The 16,483-nt window shown below is 67.5% G+C and carries 15 protein-coding genes and 1 pseudogene; 11 read left to right on the forward strand and 5 right to left on the reverse strand.

Annotated features, from left to right (window positions below; translation table 11 throughout):
- Positions 1 to 465 precede the first annotated feature (465 nt).
- The 8 genes from rox to EJK15_RS38035 all read left to right on the forward strand — a co-directional run bounded on the left by rox (position 466) and on the right by EJK15_RS38035 (position 11,024).
- Positions 466 to 1,890: a rifampin monooxygenase gene (gene rox, locus EJK15_RS38000; protein ID WP_206061354.1), complete on the forward strand. Its 1,425-nt coding sequence runs from the start codon at positions 466 to 468 to the stop codon at positions 1,888 to 1,890.
- Between the two features lie 268 nt (positions 1,891 to 2,158).
- Positions 2,159 to 3,460, forward strand: a complete 1,302-nt coding sequence (locus EJK15_RS38005; protein ID WP_206061348.1) for an ABC transporter substrate-binding protein — start codon at positions 2,159 to 2,161, stop codon at positions 3,458 to 3,460.
- A complete protein-coding gene (locus EJK15_RS38010; RefSeq protein ID WP_206061349.1) occupies positions 3,457 to 4,389 on the forward strand; it encodes a carbohydrate ABC transporter permease in 933 nt (310 codons plus the stop codon). Before EJK15_RS38005 ends, EJK15_RS38010 begins: the two co-directional genes overlap by 4 nt.
- Positions 4,386 to 5,213 carry a carbohydrate ABC transporter permease gene (locus tag EJK15_RS38015; RefSeq protein ID WP_138715316.1) on the forward strand — a complete coding sequence of 276 codons (828 nt, stop codon included), beginning with the start codon at positions 4,386 to 4,388 and terminating at the stop codon, positions 5,211 to 5,213. The genes EJK15_RS38010 and EJK15_RS38015 overlap by 4 nt, the downstream gene beginning before the upstream one ends.
- 1 nt (position 5,214) lies before the next feature.
- On the forward strand, positions 5,215 to 7,806 hold the full coding sequence (locus EJK15_RS38020) for a glycoside hydrolase family 78 protein (protein ID WP_138715317.1): 2,592 nt from the start codon (positions 5,215 to 5,217) through the stop codon (positions 7,804 to 7,806).
- Positions 7,803 to 8,585: an alpha/beta hydrolase family protein gene (locus EJK15_RS38025; protein ID WP_171074757.1), complete on the forward strand. Its 783-nt coding sequence runs from the start codon at positions 7,803 to 7,805 to the stop codon at positions 8,583 to 8,585. The genes EJK15_RS38020 and EJK15_RS38025 overlap by 4 nt, the downstream gene beginning before the upstream one ends.
- Positions 8,586 to 8,996: 411 nt before the next feature.
- Entirely contained in the window at positions 8,997 to 9,464 is a 468-nt protein-coding gene (locus EJK15_RS38030) for a YkgB family protein (RefSeq protein ID WP_138715319.1), read from the forward strand.
- Between the two features lie 342 nt (positions 9,465 to 9,806).
- A complete protein-coding gene (locus EJK15_RS38035; protein ID WP_206061350.1) occupies positions 9,807 to 11,024 on the forward strand; it encodes a cation:proton antiporter in 1,218 nt (405 codons plus the stop codon).
- A gap of 225 nt (positions 11,025 to 11,249) precedes the next feature.
- Here EJK15_RS38035 and EJK15_RS38040 read toward each other — a convergent pair whose 3' ends face one another.
- The 3 genes from EJK15_RS38040 to EJK15_RS38050 form a co-directional block, all read right to left on the reverse strand.
- On the reverse strand, positions 11,250 to 11,621 hold the full coding sequence (locus tag EJK15_RS38040; RefSeq protein ID WP_138715321.1) for a YybH family protein: 372 nt from the start codon (positions 11,619 to 11,621) through the stop codon (positions 11,250 to 11,252).
- Between the two features lie 34 nt (positions 11,622 to 11,655).
- Positions 11,656 to 12,369, reverse strand: coding sequence for an SDR family NAD(P)-dependent oxidoreductase (locus tag EJK15_RS38045; protein ID WP_138715322.1), 714 nt, complete (start codon positions 12,367 to 12,369; stop codon positions 11,656 to 11,658).
- Between the two features lie 94 nt (positions 12,370 to 12,463).
- Positions 12,464 to 13,087 carry a cysteine hydrolase family protein gene (locus tag EJK15_RS38050; RefSeq protein ID WP_138715323.1) on the reverse strand — a complete coding sequence of 208 codons (624 nt, stop codon included), beginning with the start codon at positions 13,085 to 13,087 and terminating at the stop codon, positions 12,464 to 12,466.
- 474 nt (positions 13,088 to 13,561) lie between these two features.
- On the opposite strand from EJK15_RS38050, the gene EJK15_RS38055 reads away from it, so the two are divergent.
- Positions 13,562 to 14,920, forward strand: a complete 1,359-nt coding sequence (locus EJK15_RS38055; protein WP_138715324.1) for a tetratricopeptide repeat protein — start codon at positions 13,562 to 13,564, stop codon at positions 14,918 to 14,920.
- A gap of 4 nt (positions 14,921 to 14,924) precedes the next feature.
- Here EJK15_RS38055 and EJK15_RS38060 read toward each other — a convergent pair whose 3' ends face one another.
- Positions 14,925 to 15,077 (reverse strand): hypothetical protein, encoded by a 153-nt coding sequence (locus EJK15_RS38060; protein ID WP_206061351.1) that lies wholly within the window; start codon positions 15,075 to 15,077, stop codon positions 14,925 to 14,927.
- 304 nt (positions 15,078 to 15,381) lie between these two features.
- The gene (locus EJK15_RS38065) at positions 15,382 to 15,801 is read right to left on the reverse strand and encodes an SRPBCC family protein (RefSeq protein WP_171074758.1); all 420 of its coding nucleotides are present in this window, start codon (positions 15,799 to 15,801) and stop codon (positions 15,382 to 15,384) included.
- A gap of 231 nt (positions 15,802 to 16,032) precedes the next feature.
- Here EJK15_RS38065 and EJK15_RS38070 point away from each other — a divergent pair.
- Positions 16,033 to 16,125, forward strand: a pseudogene (locus EJK15_RS38070) (IS5/IS1182 family transposase); the annotation flags it as partial.
- Positions 16,126 to 16,142: 17 nt separating this feature from the next.
- Positions 16,143 to 16,481 carry a CocE/NonD family hydrolase C-terminal non-catalytic domain-containing protein gene (locus EJK15_RS38075; protein WP_240777471.1) on the forward strand — a complete coding sequence of 113 codons (339 nt, stop codon included), beginning with the start codon at positions 16,143 to 16,145 and terminating at the stop codon, positions 16,479 to 16,481.
- Positions 16,482 to 16,483: the final 2 nt, after the last annotated feature.

The following is a 16,483-nucleotide window of genomic DNA, read 5'->3' on the forward strand; positions in this document are numbered from 1 at the left end:
GACCGGATGCTCCTGGGGGTGAGGGACCCCGTCCCCGCATTCCCGGACCACGCACCCGATGCGTGCCGCCCGGATGCGGCGAGCACACGGGCGACCAGAACGCTCAACACCGTTCGGAGCGTTCGGCCGGGCATGAGCAACTCATGCTCAGTCCCTAGAAACGGTTGGACGGGATGGTGCTCGGGCTTGTAGCTTGCAGTTGATCGTGACACCGCCCGAGGAGGTGAGACCCATGAACGCTATGTCGATGTGGGTGCTCCCCCTTCCCGTCACGGTCGGGCGATTGAGGTAGGTGTCGCCGGGAGCGCCTCGCCAACAAGGCACTCCCGAAAGGCAACACCTATGCACTCTCAGCAGGTCACCGCCGAGCCGCCATTGAACGACAGGGTCGAGCGTGACTCCACGGTGGGCGACGTCCCCGGAGTTCACTGGTCGCCGGCCTCCGGCGCCGATCGCGCGCCCCTCATCTTCGATGTGATCATTGCCGGGTGCGGGCCGACCGGTGCGATGCTGGCCGCCGAACTGCGGCTGCACGATGTGCGGGTACTCGTTCTGGAGAAGGAAACCGAGCCCAAGTCGTTCGTCCGCATAGTCGGTCTGCATATTCGCAGTCTCGAGCTGATGGCGATGCGCGGACTGCTGGACCGCATTCTCCAGCATGGAAGACAGCGTCCGGCCGGCGGTTTCTTCGCCGCCATCCCCAAACCCGCGCCCAAGGGCCTGGATTCCGCGCACGCCTATCTGCTGGGCATCCCGCAGCCGGTCATCGAACATCTGCTCGAAGAACATGCGATCGAACTGGGTGCGCAGGTCCGGCGCGGTTGCGCGGTCGCCGGTCTCGAGCAGGACGACGAGGGTGTGACCGTCGAGCTGGCCGACGGGGAACAGCTGCGTTCGCGCTACCTCGTCGGCTGTGACGGCGGGCGCAGTACGGTGCGCAAACTGCTCGGCGTCGGCTTCCCCGGCGAGCCCTCACGGACCGAGACGCTGATGGGCGAGATGGAAGTGGGCGTGCCGCTGGTGGAGATCACCGCCAAGGTGACCGAAATCCGCGAGACCCATCAGCCGTTCTGGCTCCGGCCCTTCGGCGAAGAGGTCTACAGCGTCGTAGTCCCCGCCGCGGGAGTCAGCGACCGCGCGGAACCGCCCACCCTCGAGGATTTCAAACAACAGCTGCGCACCATCGCCGGAACCGATTTCGGCGTGCACTCCCCGCGCTGGTTGTCCCGCTTCGGGGATGCCACCCGGCTGGCCGAACGTTATCGGGTCGGGCGGGTGCTGCTGGCCGGCGATGCGGCACACATCCATCCACCCATCGGCGGACAGGGCCTCAACCTGGGCGTTCAGGACGCATTCAACCTCGGCTGGAAACTGGCCGCACAGATCCGCGGCTGGGCCCCGGAAACACTGCTGGACACCTACCAGGCCGAACGTCATCCGGTCGCCGAGGACGTGCTGGACAACACCCGCGCCCAGATGGAACTGCTGTCCACCGAACCGGGCCCGCAGGCCGTGCGCAGGCTGCTCACCGAACTGATGGACTTCGACGAGGTGAACCGCTATCTGATCGAGAAGATCACCGCGATCGGCATCCGCTACGACTTCGGCGAAGGCCCCGACCTGCTCGGCCGCCGCCTGCGCGACATCGACGTGAAACAGGGCCACCTCTACGGTCTGCTGCATCGCGGCCGCGGCCTGCTGCTGGACCGCACCGAACGCCTGACCGTCGGCGGCTGGTCAGACCGGGTCGATTACCTCGCCGATCCCACTGCGGTACTGGATGTTCCGTGCGTCCTGCTACGCCCCGACGGCCACGTCGCCTGGATCGGCGACGATCAGCAGGACCTGGACGACCACCTCTCCCGCTGGTTCGGCAAGCCCGCCAACTGATTTCGCCTGAGCAACCGAAAAGGCCGTCCTCGCTGCCCGCGCTGGTCGCCGTCCAGCGCGGGCGGTCGTCCTCGATAGCGCCCTTCAGCTTCGGCGGAAGCCGGCCAGTCGGGGAACCGTTACCTAATTACCAACGAATTTAGCGATCTCATCTGGGGAAAGACTGGGTACCGTTACCCAAATCTAGCCTTGACACCCCTTCACGTAACGCCTACGTTAACCGCATCGGGGAGTCGCTTAAAACGATTCAACAGCCCTGGAGTGGTGTGTGAAGACCTCCCACCGCACGCTTGCGACGGCCGTGGCCGTGCTCGCGATGGCGGCCCTTACCTCCTGCGGCTCCGGCTCGGAGCCCGCTGCTGACGGCACTGTCACCTTGTCCTTCATGACAGGCAGCGATCAGTCGACCGTGGACACGTCCAAGGCGCTGGCCAACGCGTTCATGAAGGCCAACCCCACCATCAAGATCGAGATGGAGCACCAGCCGGGAGGCAGCGAGGGCGACAACGTCGTCAAGACGCGGCTGTCCACCGGCGAGATGACGGACGTGTTCTGGTACAACTCCGGCTCGTTGCTGCAGGCGCTCAACCCGAGCCAGACCATGGTCGATCTCACCGGCGACCCCGTCCTGGCCAACGTGCAGCCCGACTACCTGCCCGTGGTCACGCAAGGCGGCAAGGTGTTCGGCGTGCCCGCCACCACGCTCGGTGGCGGCGGCATCCTGTACAACCGCAAGGTCTACGACAAGCTGGGCCTGGAGATCCCCAAGACCTGGGCCGAGTTCATGGCCAACAACGACAAGATCAAAGCGGCCGGGACCACGCCGGTGATCAGCACGTTCAAGGACACGTGGACGTCGCAGATCTTCGTGCTCGCCGATTACTACAACGTTCAGGCGGTGGCACCGACCTTCGCCCAGGACTACACCGCCGGCAAGGCGAAGTTCGCCACCACGCCCGCCGCGCAGGGCGGGTTCCAGCACCTGGCCGATGTGCACGCCAAGGACTACCTCAACAAGGGCTTCGGCTCGGCCACGCTCGACCAGGGCCTGAAGATGCTGGTGGAGGGCAAGGGCGCCCACTACGCGATGATCAGCGCACTGTTGCCGCCGCTGCTGGCGACCTACCCGCAGACGGCCACCGACGTCGGCTTCTTCGGCATCCCCGGCACCGACCCCGCCAAGAGCGGCGCCACCGTCTGGGAGCCCCCCGCCATCTACATCGCCAAGACCACCGAACACCTGGACGCGGCCAAGAAGTTCCTCGCCTTCGTCGCCTCGCCCGCGGGCACAGAGGCCGTGACCGCAGCGGTGCGGCCGTCGGGACCGTATCGCGTCAAGGGGTCCAAGCTGCCCGAAGACGCCATCCAGGTCGCCAAGGACCTGCAGGGCTACATCGACAAGGGCGCCACCGCACCCGCGCTGGAGTTCCTGTCGCCCATCAAGGGCCCGTCCCTGGAGCAGATCACCGTCGCCGTCGGCTCCGGGCTGACCCCGCCCGCCGAGGGCGCCGCCCAGTACGACAAGGACGTGGAGAAGCAGGCCAAGCAGCTGGGGCTCGCGGGGTGGTGACCAAGCAGCATGCCGGGCCCCACACGGGGCCCGGCGCGCCGCCGGAGCAGCGGCACGCCCGCCCGACGGCCAAGCGCACGTCGGCCTACCCGTACGCGCTGTACCTGCCGGCCGCCGTCGTGTACCTGGTGATCTTCCTGGTGCCGACGGTGATGGCCTTCTACTTCGCGCTGACCCGCTGGACCCTGTTCGACAGCACCTTCGTGGGCCTGCAGAACTTCCGCGACTTCCTCGCCGAGCAGAACCTGCGCATCGGCTTTCAGAACACGATCATCTACGCCGTGGTCACCAGCGGGCTGAAGGTCGTCCTCGGGTTGCTGCTGGGCGTGCTGCTCACCTCCAGGCTGCGGCTGCGCGGCTTCCTGCGGTCCGTGGTGTTCTTCCCGGTGCTGGTGTCCACGGTCGCGGTCGGCTTCACCTTCAGCGCGCTGCTGCGGCCGGACACCGGCCTGGTCAACAAGGCGCTCGCCCTGGTCGGGATCGACGGCCCCGACTGGCTCGGCGACGCGAACACGGCGCTGCTGTCGGTGGCGCTGGTGGACGTGTGGAAGGGCGTGGGACTGGCCACCGTCATCTACATCGCCGGCATCATGTCGATTCCCCGTGACTACTACCAGGCGGTCGCGGTCGACGGGGGCACCGCCTGGCACCGCTTCCGGCACGTCACGCTGCCGCTGAGCTGGCCGGCGACCTACTCGGTGATCATCTTGTCCTTCATCGGCGGGCTGCGCTCGTTCGACCTGATCTGGACGATGACCCGCGGCGGGCCCGGCTTCACCAGCGACACCATCGCCTCGATCATCTACAAGCAGTACCAGGCCGGCTTCTTCGGCCTGTCCACCGCCGGCAACGTGCTGCTGTTCCTGGTCGTCACCGCCATCGTCGTCCCGCTCAACTACTTCCTCGGCAAGAGGCAGGTCGCCGTATGAGAGCGCTCAAGAGGTTCGGCGCGGAGGGCGTCGCGCTGGTGGTGGCCACCGCGATCTTCCTGGTGCCGTTCTCGTTCATGCTGCTGACCGCGGTCAAGGATCAGGCGCAGTCCGCGGACCTGGACTTCGCCTGGCCGGGCGACTGGCGGCTGGTGGAGAACATCGTCGAGGTCGTCGAGGCGCGCGACTACGTGCTGCTGCGCGCCTTCGTCAACTCCACCGTCCTCACCGTCGTGTCGGTCGCGCTGATCGTCGTGTTCGCCGCGATGGCCGCGTTCGTGCTGCAGCGCCGGGCCGGGAGGATCGGCAAGCTCGCCGACTTCCTCGTGCTGTCCGGGCTGATCATCCCGCCCGCGATCGTGCCGACCATCTGGCTGCTGCAGGGGCTCGGCCTGTTCAAGACGCTGCCCGGGCTGATCCTGGTCGAGGTCGCGTTCGGGCTGTCGTACGCGGTGCTGCTGTTCCGCGCGTTCATCGCAGCCATCCCCCGCGAACTGGACGAGGCAGCCCAGATCGACGGCTGCACCGGGCTCACCCTCTTCTTCCGCGTCATCTTCCCGCTGCTGCGGCCGGTCACCATCACCGTCGTCCTGACCACGTCGGTGGCCGTCTTCAACGACTTCGTCAACCCGCTCTACTTCCTGCCCGGCGACGACAACGCCACCGTGCAGGTCACCCTCTACAGCTTCCAGAGCCAGTACAACACCCAGTGGAACCTGCTGTTCATGGACATCGTCCTGATCACGATCCCGCCGCTGCTGGCCTTCGTCTTCTTCAACCGCAAGATCGTCGCCGGCATGACCGCCGGCGCCATCAAGGGATGACATGACCTTCCTGAACGTCGAACCGGTCACCTTCGAACATCATCGGGACCCTCTCGGCATCGGCGAGCATGCCCCGCGCCTGTCATGGATCACTCTGACCGACATTCCGGGCTGGCTGCAGCGGGCGTACGAGATCGAGCTCAGCGACGGAACCTCCACCGGCCTCGTCGAGTCGGGGGAGTCGGTGCTCGTCGCCTGGCCGGGCGGACCACTGGGATCGCGCGAGCGGCGCGGCGCGCGAGTGCGCGTGTACGGCGCCGACGGCTCGGCCGGCGACTGGAGCGCGTGGTCCTGGGCCGAAACGGGACTGCTCGACCCGGCCGATTGGCAGGCGAGGGCGGCGGCGCCACCGTGGGACCTGCTCGCCGATTCCGACGGCCCGGCGCCGCTGCTGCGCCGCGACTTCACCCTTCGCGGCCCCGTCGAGCGCGCTCGCCTGTACATCACCGCCCACGGCACGTACGAGGCCGAGATCAACGGCCAGGTCGTCGGCGACGACGTGCTCGCCCCCGGCTGGACCAGCTACCACCACCGCCTGCGCTACCGCACCCACGACGTCACCGGCCTGCTGCGTGAGGGCCCCAACACGATCGGCGCCACCCTCGCCGACGGCTGGTACCGCGGCCGCATCGGCTTCGCCGGCGGCAGGTCCGCCGTCTACGGCGACCGTATCTCCCTGATCGCCCAGCTGGAGATCACCTACTCCGACGGCACGACGGACATGGTCGTCACCGACGGCGCCTGGCGCTGCGCGCCCGGTCCGGTCACGGCCGCGAGTCTCTACGACGGCGAAACCCATGACGCCCGCCTGCTCCCCGACGGCTGGTCACGGCCCGGCTTCAGCGCTCCCACCTGGCTGCCCGCCGAGGTCCTCCATCACGATGCCGCCCTTCTGGTCTCCCCGACCGGGCCGCCCGTACGCCGCACCGAACTCCTTCACCCGGTGAGCGTCCTCACCGGCCCGAACGGCGAGACCATCCTCGACTTCGGGCAGAACATCGCCGGACGGCTGCGCATCCGCGTCCAGGGTCCGGCCGGGCACACCATCTCGCTGCGTCACGCCGAAGTCCTGGACAATGGCGCCCTGGCGCTACGACCCCTGCGCCACGCCGCGGCGCACGACCGCTACATCCTTCGCGGCGACGCCGAGCCCGAAACCTGGGAGCCGCGCTTCACGGTCCACGGCTTCCGCTACGCGCAGATCGACGGATGGCCCGGCGAACTGGACCCGGCCGACGTGCAGGCCGTCGTCTGCAACACCGACATGCGGCCCATCGGCGACTTCAACTGCTCCGACCCGCTGCTCAACCGCCTGCACGACAACGTCCGCTGGAGCATGCGCGGCAACTACGTCGACCTGCCCACCGACTGCCCGCAGCGCGACGAGCGCCTCGGCTGGACCGGCGACCTCCAGGTCTTCGCCCCCACCGCGGCCTTCCTGTACGACTGCGCAGGACCGTTGACGTCCTGGCTCGCCGACCTCAGCGCCGAGCACCGCCGCCACGGCACCGTCCCCGTCTTCGTGCCCTGGATCGCGCTCGAGCCGATCCCCGACATACTGCCGACGGCCGCCTGGGGCGACGCGGCGGTCGTGGTGCCCTGGACGATCTACCAGCGCACCGGCGACCTCGGTCTGCTGCGCGCCCAGTACCCGAGCATGAGCACCTGGGTGGACCAGATCGCCGGCCTGGCCGGCGAGAGCTTCCTGTGGGACACCGGCCCCCAGCTCGGCGACTGGCTCGACCCGGCCGCCCCGCCCGAACGGCCCTTCGAGGCGCAGACCGACCCGGCTCTGGTCGCCACCGCCTACCTGGCGTACTCCGCCGGGCTGGTCGCCGACACCGCCGAACTGCTCGGCCGCACCGCCGACGTCGCCCGCTACCGGGAGCTGACCGAACGCGTCCGGGCCGCCTTCGACACCGCGTACGCGACCTGCGACGGCAAGGTGAGCAGCGACTCGCAGACCGCCTACGCCCTCGCTCTGCGATTCGGGCTCCTCGACGGCGCGGAACGTCGCGCCCATGCCGGCGAACGCCTGGCCGAGCTGGTGCGGGCGAACGGTCACCGCATCGGCACCGGCTTCGTCGGCACCCCGCTCATCTGCGACGCGCTCACCGACGCCGGCGCCATCGAGGACGCCTACCGGCTGCTGCTGCAGACCGAGTGCCCGTCCTGGCTGTACGCGGTCACCATGGGCGCCACCACGATCTGGGAACGCTGGGACAGCATGCTGCCTGACGGCACGGTCAACCCCGGCGAGATGACCTCCTTCAACCACTACGCGCTCGGCGCCGTCGCCGACTGGATGCACCGCACCATCGCCGGCCTGGCCCCGGCCGCCCCGGGTTATCGCCGGCTCGTCATCCGCCCCTGCCCTGGTGGCGGCCTCACCCACGCCCGCGCCGCGCTCGACACCCCGTACGGACGGGCCGAGGTCAGCTGGAAACGAACCGGCGACCAGCTGACGCTCGTCGTGGTGCTGCCCGCGAACACCACCGCCGCCGTCCATCTGCCCACCGAACCGGACACCGCCGTCGAGGTGGGGGCGGGACGTCATGTCTTCCAGTGCGTGCCAGGAAAGGCGGCCCGGTGATCAAGAATCACGACTTTCAGCACAACGGGCGGACGCTGCGCTCCACGCTGCACATTCCCGACGCCGGAGGCGCAGCCCGCCGCCCCACGGTGGTGTTCGTCCACGGGTTCTCCAACAACCGGATGGAGAACCGCTCGTTCGTCCTGATGTCGCGGCTGCTGGAGGCCGCCGGCGTCGCATCCGTCCGGTTCGACCTGTCCGGGCACGGGGAGAGCGACGGCGACTTCTTCGACGTCACCATCACCGGCGAGATCGCCGAAACCCGGTCCGTCGTGCGGGCCGTGCGCTCCTTCGACTTCGCCGACCCCGACCGTATCGGCCTGGCCGGGATGAGCATGGGCGGTGTCGTCGCGGGCATCGTGGCCGCCGAAGAGCCGGGAATCCGAGCCGTGTGCCTATGGTCGCCGGCCGCCGTAGCCCCCTTCGAAGTGGGCGCCGGCTATCTCAAGGGCCGCGACATCGCCGCCGAGATCAGCGAGAAGGGCTACTTCGACGCCGACAGCCATCGGATGAGCAAGGCCCTGGTCGACGACATCGCCAACCTCGACGTCTACAGCCGGTCCTGCACGTATGGCGGGCCCGTGCGCATCATCCACGGCGACAAGGACGACATCGCCCCGCTCGCCTACGCCCGCCGCTACCTCGATCACTACGACGGCAACGCGGAACTGGAAGTCGTCGAAGGCGCCGACCACGGCTGGGCCACCGTCCCCCACCGCACCCGGCTGCACCAGTCCACCTTGCAGTTCCTCCGTGACAACCTGGAGCCCTCCGCATGAGCTGGTGGCCAAGCTGGACCTGGACACCAAGACCCGGATCCCGGCTGGTCAGGACACCTGGACGTGGCGATGCCGGTCCCGTGCAGACCATCACCAAGGCTTGAATTCGCCCTTGGTTAGCCTTCGAAATGCCCGGACAGCGTACTCAAGCAACTCCACTCCGCCTGACCGAGGCCCCACCCCGAGGCGCGCCGCTTCGGCTGTGTCCGGTCGTGCGGCGAGTCGGAGCAGCGCGCCCTGGGGGCTCAGAACGTGGAAGGAAGGGCGGGAAGCGACCCGGACGAGCCGGTGATCGCGGGGAGCACGGCCCATCAGGTCGCCGAGAAAGTCAAGGATGTGTCGGCGTTGGGGAAACACCCAAGTAGCCCACGGGGCTCCCACCGCCGGGTCGCCCACTGAAGGGATACCAGTATGAGGATGCGATTCACGCCCGCCAAGAGCCTTCAGGCTGCAGGATCCTCAACGCTCCGCTCAGCTCTGGCGCTCAACCTGATGTGGATCGGGCGGCTCAAGTTCGAAGACTACGAGGTCGACAATATCCGCTCCCTGGTCACCTCAAATCCGCTGTTCTCGCCGCTCGTCAACAAGCTGGGCGAAAAGAGACTGGCAAGGCTCATCGGCGTGACCGAGATCGCGGTGGGTTCACTGATCGCAGCGAAGCCGCTCAGCCCCCGGGCCTCGGCACTCGGCAGCCTCGGAGCTGTCGGAATATTCGCCACCACACTCAGTTTCCTGGCCATGACGCCAGGGGTCTGGCAGGAAAACCATGGGGCTCCGAAGCTCTCCATGGTGGGACAGTTCCTGGTTAAAGACAGCGTGCTTCTGGGGGCCTCCTTGGTAACCCTCGCCGAGTCATTGCAAGCCGCCCAGCGCCGATAGTCCAGCTATCCCTGGCATCGGAGCGGGGGCAGGAGCATAGGAACGAACAATGGCCTTGTACAGCCGTGATCGCGGCCAACCGCTGCTGCCTGCAGTAGCGCGATCGCAACCGATGAAGAATCCCGCATCAGGTGCCCCGGACCTCGAGCTCAGCACCGGGCAGCGCCGATCAGGCCCGCCGGGGCGGCAGGCTGGGGCAGTCGCAGCACCTGCGTGACACCCCAAGCCCTGGAGGAGTAACCGCCGGATGAGGTGCGCCACGCACTGAGCAGGCCACGATGCCATCAGGGTGCGGCACCGGGTCAGCGTCTGCGGCCCGCTGAGCGACCACCGGAGTCTTTGATGTCGTACGACAACCTGCTGATCGTGCTGGCGGTAGCCGCCGGCGTCCCGTTCCTCCTCGCCACGATGCCCCGCCTACCCGTACCCGGCGCGGTCCTTGAGATCGTGGCAGGTGTCGTCCTTGGCCCGGCAGTGTTGAACGTGGTAGCGGCGGACACCGCCGTCCAATCATTGTCGATCATCGGCCTGGGCTTCCTTCTGTTCCTGGCCGGACTTGAGATCGACATCCAACAACTGCGCGGGCCGCGGGCGCGACTGGTCGGCGTCGGTCTCGTCGGCACGGTCGCGCTGGCCGCAATCGTCGGCTTGTTGCTGCACCTAGCGGGGCTGGCCGAGAGCCCGGTGCTGATCGGCACTGCTCTGGTGGCCACGTCACTTGGGTTGCTGGTTCCCATCTTGAAGGACGTCGGCGCGATCGATCGGCCGGTTGGCCGGCTGACCATCGGCGGAGCCTCGGCCGGTGAGATCAGCGCTGTCGTGCTGCTCTCGCTGTTCTTCTCCGAGCATTCGCCGGGCCTGGGCTCCAAGGTGCTGCTGCTCCTCAGCCTTGCCGGGCTGGCGGTACTCATTGTGGTGGCGTCAATGCAGGCGGGGCGCTCCATGTCGCTGTCCCGGGCCGTGGAGAAGCTGGCGGACACAAGTGCGCAAGTCCGGGTCCGCTTGTCGATGCTCCTGGTCGTCGGAATGTCTGCGGTGGCCCTGCATCTCGGGTTCGAGGCCATCCTCGGTGCCTTCGTCGCGGGAGCCGTGCTCCGGTTGATCGACCCCGACGCGGGACAGACCCACCCGCAGTTTCACATCAAACTCGAGGGCCTGGGCTACGGATTCCTCGTCCCGGTGTTCTTCGTGACGAGCGGCATCCAGTTCAATCTCGGCGCCCTGTTCGCCGACGCTGGGACGATGTTGCGGGTGCCGATGTTCCTGGCCGCGCTTCTCCTGGTTCGCGGACTTCCCGCACTGGCCTACCGCGCTGCCGGTCTCTCGCGCGCGGAGGTCATGGCCAGCGGACTCCTGCAGGCCACATCGCTGCCGGTCATCGTGGCCGCGGTAACGATCGGCCTGAAGCTGGACGCCATCAGTCCGGAAAACGCCGCCGCGCTGGTGGCAGCGGGCCTCCTGTCGGTGGTCGTGTTCCCCTTGATGGCCTTGCGGCTGCTGGGCAGTTCCCACCATCCCCGCCGGCGGCGCCCGATCAAGTCGCCCAGCGCAGGGCATTGACGTGCCTGGTGTTCCCGCGCCGCCTACAGCCGCCCACGCCGAACATGACCATGTGCGACGCGGACCGGACGCACGGAGTTGAAGACTCCTCACCTCACCGAGATCAGGCGGTGGCCGTACTGGCTCCCTGCCTTCACGGCACAGATCACGAAGTGGGAGGGGCGGGGGACTGGCACGGCCTCTCAGCCCTCGTCGGCACGGGGAATCATCTCTGGGGAGGGCGTACTAGTCGAGGCGGGAGACCTGGTAGTGGGTGATGTACCAGCCCGCGCCGGTACGCTTCACCAGCACGCCGAGGTAGACGCTCAGGGTGGGGCGGTCGGTGAACGAGAAGTCGACGGCCAGGTAACCGAGTACGAGGTCGTCGGCGGGGGCTCTGGTCTCCAGGATGCGGTACGCGGCCGTCAGGCCGAGTGGCTGGGAGTCGTAGTAGGCGGCGATGTCCGGTCTTCCGACGCTGTAGGGGTGTAGCCCCTGGAAGATCGCGTCCTCGGTGAACTGGGCTGCGACCTGCTGCGGTTCGTGGGCGTCGACGGCGGCCTTCCACCGGTCGAGGACATCGCTGAGGATGGCTTCCCTGTCGGTGTTGCCGTCCAACACGGTTCTCCTGTTGACGAGATCGAGGTTGGAGTCAGTGGCCGGCGCTCATGCCGCCGTCGACGTGCAGGATCTCTCCGGTGACAAAGGGGGCGTTCTCCAGGTAGACGACCGCCTCCACGATGTCGCTCGGCTCGCCCAGCCGGCGCACCGGTTGCAGCGCCGCGAGGGCCTCATGGGTCTCCTCGGGATGCATGGGGGTCCTGATGGTGCCCGGTGCGACGGCGTTGACGCGGATGCCGCGCGTGGCGTACTCGATGGCGAGGGACTTGGTGGCGGACTGCAGGCCGCCCTTGGTCAACGAGGCCAGTACGGACGGGACCCGCGAGTCGGCGTTGTCAACCAGGCTGGTGGTGACGTTGACGACGTGGCCGCCGCCCTGCGCGAGCATGCGCTCGATGGCGAGCTGGGTGATGCGGAAGAAGCCGGTGAGGTTCACTCCGGTCACGGCGGCGTAGTCGTCGAGGGTGTAGTCGGTGAACGGCTTGGCGACGAAGATGCCCGCGTTGTTGACGATGGTGTCCACCCGGCCGAACCGCTCGATGCCGGCGGCCATCACACGTTCGGCGGTGGCGGGGTCGGCGATCTCGCCCTGGACGGTGAGAACGCTCGGGTCGTCGGAGGGTGGGATGGCACGTGAGGTGGCGACGACGGCGTAGCCCAGGTTGCGATACGCCTTGACGAGGCCGGCGCCGATGCCCTTCGAGGCGCCGGTGATGAGGGCGACCTTCTGGTGCTGAGTGCTCATGATGACCTTCCCCAGGAGGGTGGTGGATCTCGACCGGCCCGATAACTAGAGAACCAGTCGTCTATTTGCATGTGACCGTCGGCCGCTCATCGCTTCATTGCGCGGACCGGATCGCCGCGAGGAGGTCGGTCGTCGTCACGATGGCGTGTGCGTAGGTCGGCCCATTCAGCTCGTGAGCCGCATGCAGCATCTCCGCGGTGAAAGCCGCGGTCGCGTCCCGGACGAGGGTCACGTGGTATCCGAGCTCCATGGCGTACCTGCCGGTCGACTCGATGCAGGTATTGGCGAGCACGCCGACGACGATGACATGCGTGATGCCGTGCTGCCGGAGCAGCAGGTCAAGATCAGTATTGGCGAACCCGCTCTGAGCCCAATGCTCCTTGACGACGACGTCGCCGTCATCGGGGACGAGATCGGGGTGCCATTCACCGCCCCAGCTGCCTTTTGCGAAGGAGTGGCGCTCCTGGATCCCGTGCTGGGTGGGATTGGGATGGCTCCAGTCGTCGTAGTCCCCGGGTTGCCACTGTCGATGCGGAACGACGAACACCCGGATCCCCGTCTCCCGTGCCGCGGTGACCATCGCGCGTAGGTGGTCGAGGAGCCCCACGCGCTGGGCGACCTCCTTCAACCGAGGCCAGATCTTCCCGCCCTCGGACAAGAAGTCGTTATAGGGATCGACCAGCAGGACACCGGTCCGGCTGATCTCATAGGTGGTCATCACGCAGTCGGTTCCGTGTCGGGATTGTTCACCGCAGCCGACTCGCTGCGTGCGGCGACGTTTCCATCGGCGTGTTCCTGCTCACGCCGATGGACGTACCCCGGCCCGGGCCAGCGCAGGGGAGTGCGTCAAAGTCTTGGCAAGGTCTTTGTCCGCCTCGCCATCGTCCAACAGGCGGAGGTCGAGACGCTGCTGACCCGCCCGATGCCGGCCTTGCGCGCGCACCCTGTGGCTGCTGCTGAATGAGAGCGCCCGCCCGGCGACGCTGACCTACCTGATCCGGGGCCCAGGCCGATGGGCCGGTTCTGGCGCCTGCCCGCCGAACAACCTGCAACGGATCTACGTGCCGACTCCGGCATCATCCCGGAAGACGTCGCACGGACGGAAGAGGGCCTCGCCGGCGGAAGGTGCGATCGAACGTGCTCTCGGGTTTCCGGTTGGAATGGCCGATCACGGACGATCTCGTCACGCTGCGTGCGGGCGGGCGTGCCGGCCTGTGGCACCGGCGCCGGCTTGACCGACGGGCGGCTGACCGATCTGGTGATCGCGGCGGGCGGAGCCGCCACAAGGTGCTGGAACACGGTGGAGGCGGCACGACGCTTGGAGCCGGCCGTTCCTGCCACCCCGCCGACCAGGCGCTGGTGGTATATACGGGTGATGAACGAGCCGGACGCTGAAGTGGTTCAGCCTGCGATGCTCGAACGTCGAGTGGATCCAGCCCGTTACGGGGGTGTGGTCCGGCCGGACAAGACCGTGCGGTGGGCGGCGGACGAGCTCAAGCAGGTCAGGCAGATGCGTGGGCGATCCCCGGATACGTGGCCCACGCCGACCGCCTTACCCGAGTCGCTGGACCAACTCGCCAAGTGGCTGACCGAGCTGGGATGGGACGATCTCACCTGCCTGGCTCGCCGGGAAGAACTGGCGGTCTATCGGACATTGTCGGCCGTCCAACCGGGCTTGTTCGCTGACCAGATCGTCCACGCCTTGGCCGCGTTACGCCACAGCCTCATGGAGTGCAGGCGGTATGAGGAAGCACTCGAGGTTGTCGAGGAGCTCCTGCGGCTGTCGGATACCAGCCGATCTGCACAGGCAGAGGCCCCGGATGCGCGCTACTGGCGGACGCTGCTCCTCGCCAAGCTCGGCCGCGACCAGGAGGCGGTGGAGTCCGCGGCCGAGGCGGTGACCGAGACCCGCGGACGGCTACAGCACGCTGGAGCCACATCGGCGAGCCTCGAGCTCATCCACGCACTGACGGCCTATGCGGATCGCCTGGACAAGGTCGGCCGCGTCGCCGAAGCCGCCGAGGTGAGCGCCGAGGTCATGGCGGCTTGGTGGCAACAGGCCGACTCGACGGTTCAATTCCTCCAGACGCTGGACCTGTGCAGCGAACGGCTCGTCCGGAGCGGGCAGACCGAACAGGCGCACGCGTGCATCGTCGAGGCGATGGGAAAGATGCGGCGCCGTAAGCGTGACACTTACCAGGCAAGGGCCTGGCACAACCTCGGGGTCCGCCTGATCGCGCTGGGGGCGCCGGAAGCAGCGCTGACCGCCTGCGAGGAAGCGGTACAGCTCTACCGCGACAGCGCGCGCGCTCATCAGGAGTGGCACCGGGAGCTGGAGGCGGAGGACGACTGGGACGACGATCAACGCTACTCCGAGGCGTACCTGCTCAAGCGGCGACGCGAGGAGCTGAAGTCCTCGCGGAAGGAGGTCCGTCGAGCCCAGCAGGACCTGCACGACGCCCTGCTCACCTTGAGCGCCTGCCTGCAGCAGCTCGACCACATCGACGAGGCGGCGGCGGCCGGCTCCGAAGCTGCCACACTCCGCGACTAGGGCTTCAGAAGCAGGTCAGCCAGTCGTTGATGATGGCGATCTGAACGGTGGCCTCATAGCGGACGGCGAGCTTGTCGTACCTGGTCGCGACGGCGCGGTAGCGTTTGATCGGATAATTTCGCATCCTGTTCGGCAGCGCGCGGATTCCCCTCTCCAAGCTCGTGATGGCTGAACGATGTGTGCGCCGCGGCAACTGATCAGGCTCCTTTCCCGGAGCTGGTCTCCGCGGACGGGTCGCGTATCGGTGCCAGGAGGATGAGGCGGCTGCCGACTGCTGCGGCGGCGAGGCTGGCAACGGTGCAGACGAGGTAGACGTTGGGTGAAGTCGGACACGGTCGGCGGAAGCGTGTACCAGCGAACACGATCCAACGGGCGAGGACACTCAGGGTGGCAAGGTGCTCCTACGCCTGCCAGGGTGTCCGTACCTGCGTGTTCGGCTCTTCGGCCCCGGCACGCGGATGTCACGGCGTCCCGGCGGCGCTTTCTAGGAGGTTCTTAAGTACGGCGAGGTTCTGGGCGACGGCTTGTCTGACGTTGGCGGTCGCGAGGGCGGAGACGACGCGCAGCAGTCCGCGGCCTTCCAGCCGTATCTCGTTGGTCAGTCTGGTGGCTCCTTCGTTGGGCTCGAGCGTGTAGGTGGAGGTGCCCTCCAGGTCGCCGAAGCCGCCGGTGACGGCCAGCAGCCGGTCGGGTTCGTAGCGGGAGATCTCAAGGGTCTCCTGCATGGGTCTGGGCAGCGTGCGCGTCTGGAGGTAGACGGTTCCCTGGGCGGGCGAGCCGGGCGAGACCTTCTGGGTCTCGGCGATGGCGTAGTTCCAGCGGGGCAGGTTCTCCAGGTCCGCCAGATACTTGAACACCTCGCCCGCCGGACGGTTGATCACTAGGTCATTGTGGAACCGCATGGTGACACATCCTGTTCTCCGGGGAGCTGGCCCGGCTCCATGAGCGGACTCTTGGATTGGGTTTGTGGCAGAGATGGCGGACTCGGGTGCCAAGGGGTTCAGCGGCTGCCTGCCCGTGAGACTCTGACGTCGCCATAGGGATCTGCGCACATACGGACCTGACCGTAATTAGGTTATTGATCTATGTCAATCGCCACGGTCGGCGCGGGCAAAGCCTACGACCGCATCATCGGCCTGGTCCTGCAGGAGATCGCCGTGGACCGCTGCATCACCAAGGCACCGGGAGGCGGTGAGTGCGGCGGGGTGGGCCGAGGATGGTAGTGATCTCGGCGATGGCTTCCACAGCGGCAGGCCGGCTCTGGGACGTCGACACCGGCGTGTGGACCACCGGGAGCTTGCCCCGGTCGGTGAGAGATTCGGTTTTGCCAAACGAGATCAGCCGCGCCACGGTGGCGCTGTGGCCGACCGCTTACCGGTTCAAGCGCGGTCACCGCATCCGCGTCCAGGTCTCCAGCGGGGCCTTCCCCCGCTACGCTCGTAAACCCGGCACCGGCGAACCCCACGCCACCGCCACCACCCTGAAGGCGGCCGACCAAGACGTCTACCACGACCACGCACATCCTTCCGCGGTGCTCCTGCCGGTGCGTGCTGCATCGTGAAC

Source organism: Nonomuraea basaltis (assembly GCF_005893125.1).
In the GTDB taxonomy this organism is placed as follows: domain Bacteria; phylum Actinomycetota; class Actinomycetes; order Streptosporangiales; family Streptosporangiaceae; genus Nonomuraea; species Nonomuraea basaltis.

Excerpts from the sequence above, each read along its gene's own strand:
- EJK15_RS38050 (WP_138715323.1), bottom strand. The coding sequence starts at position 13,087 with ATGACCACCTATGAGATCAGCCGGACCGGTGTCCTGCTGGTCGATCCC.
- EJK15_RS38030 (WP_138715319.1), top strand. The coding sequence starts at position 8,997 with ATGAGGATGCGATTCACGCCCGCCAAGAGCCTTCAGGCTGCAGGATCC.
- EJK15_RS38020 (WP_138715317.1), top strand. The coding sequence starts at position 5,215 with ATGACCTTCCTGAACGTCGAACCGGTCACCTTCGAACATCATCGGGAC.
- EJK15_RS38045 (WP_138715322.1), bottom strand. The coding sequence starts at position 12,369 with ATGAGCACTCAGCACCAGAAGGTCGCCCTCATCACCGGCGCCTCGAAG.
- EJK15_RS38015 (WP_138715316.1), top strand. The coding sequence starts at position 4,386 with ATGAGAGCGCTCAAGAGGTTCGGCGCGGAGGGCGTCGCGCTGGTGGTG.
- EJK15_RS38035 (WP_206061350.1), top strand. The coding sequence starts at position 9,807 with ATGTCGTACGACAACCTGCTGATCGTGCTGGCGGTAGCCGCCGGCGTC.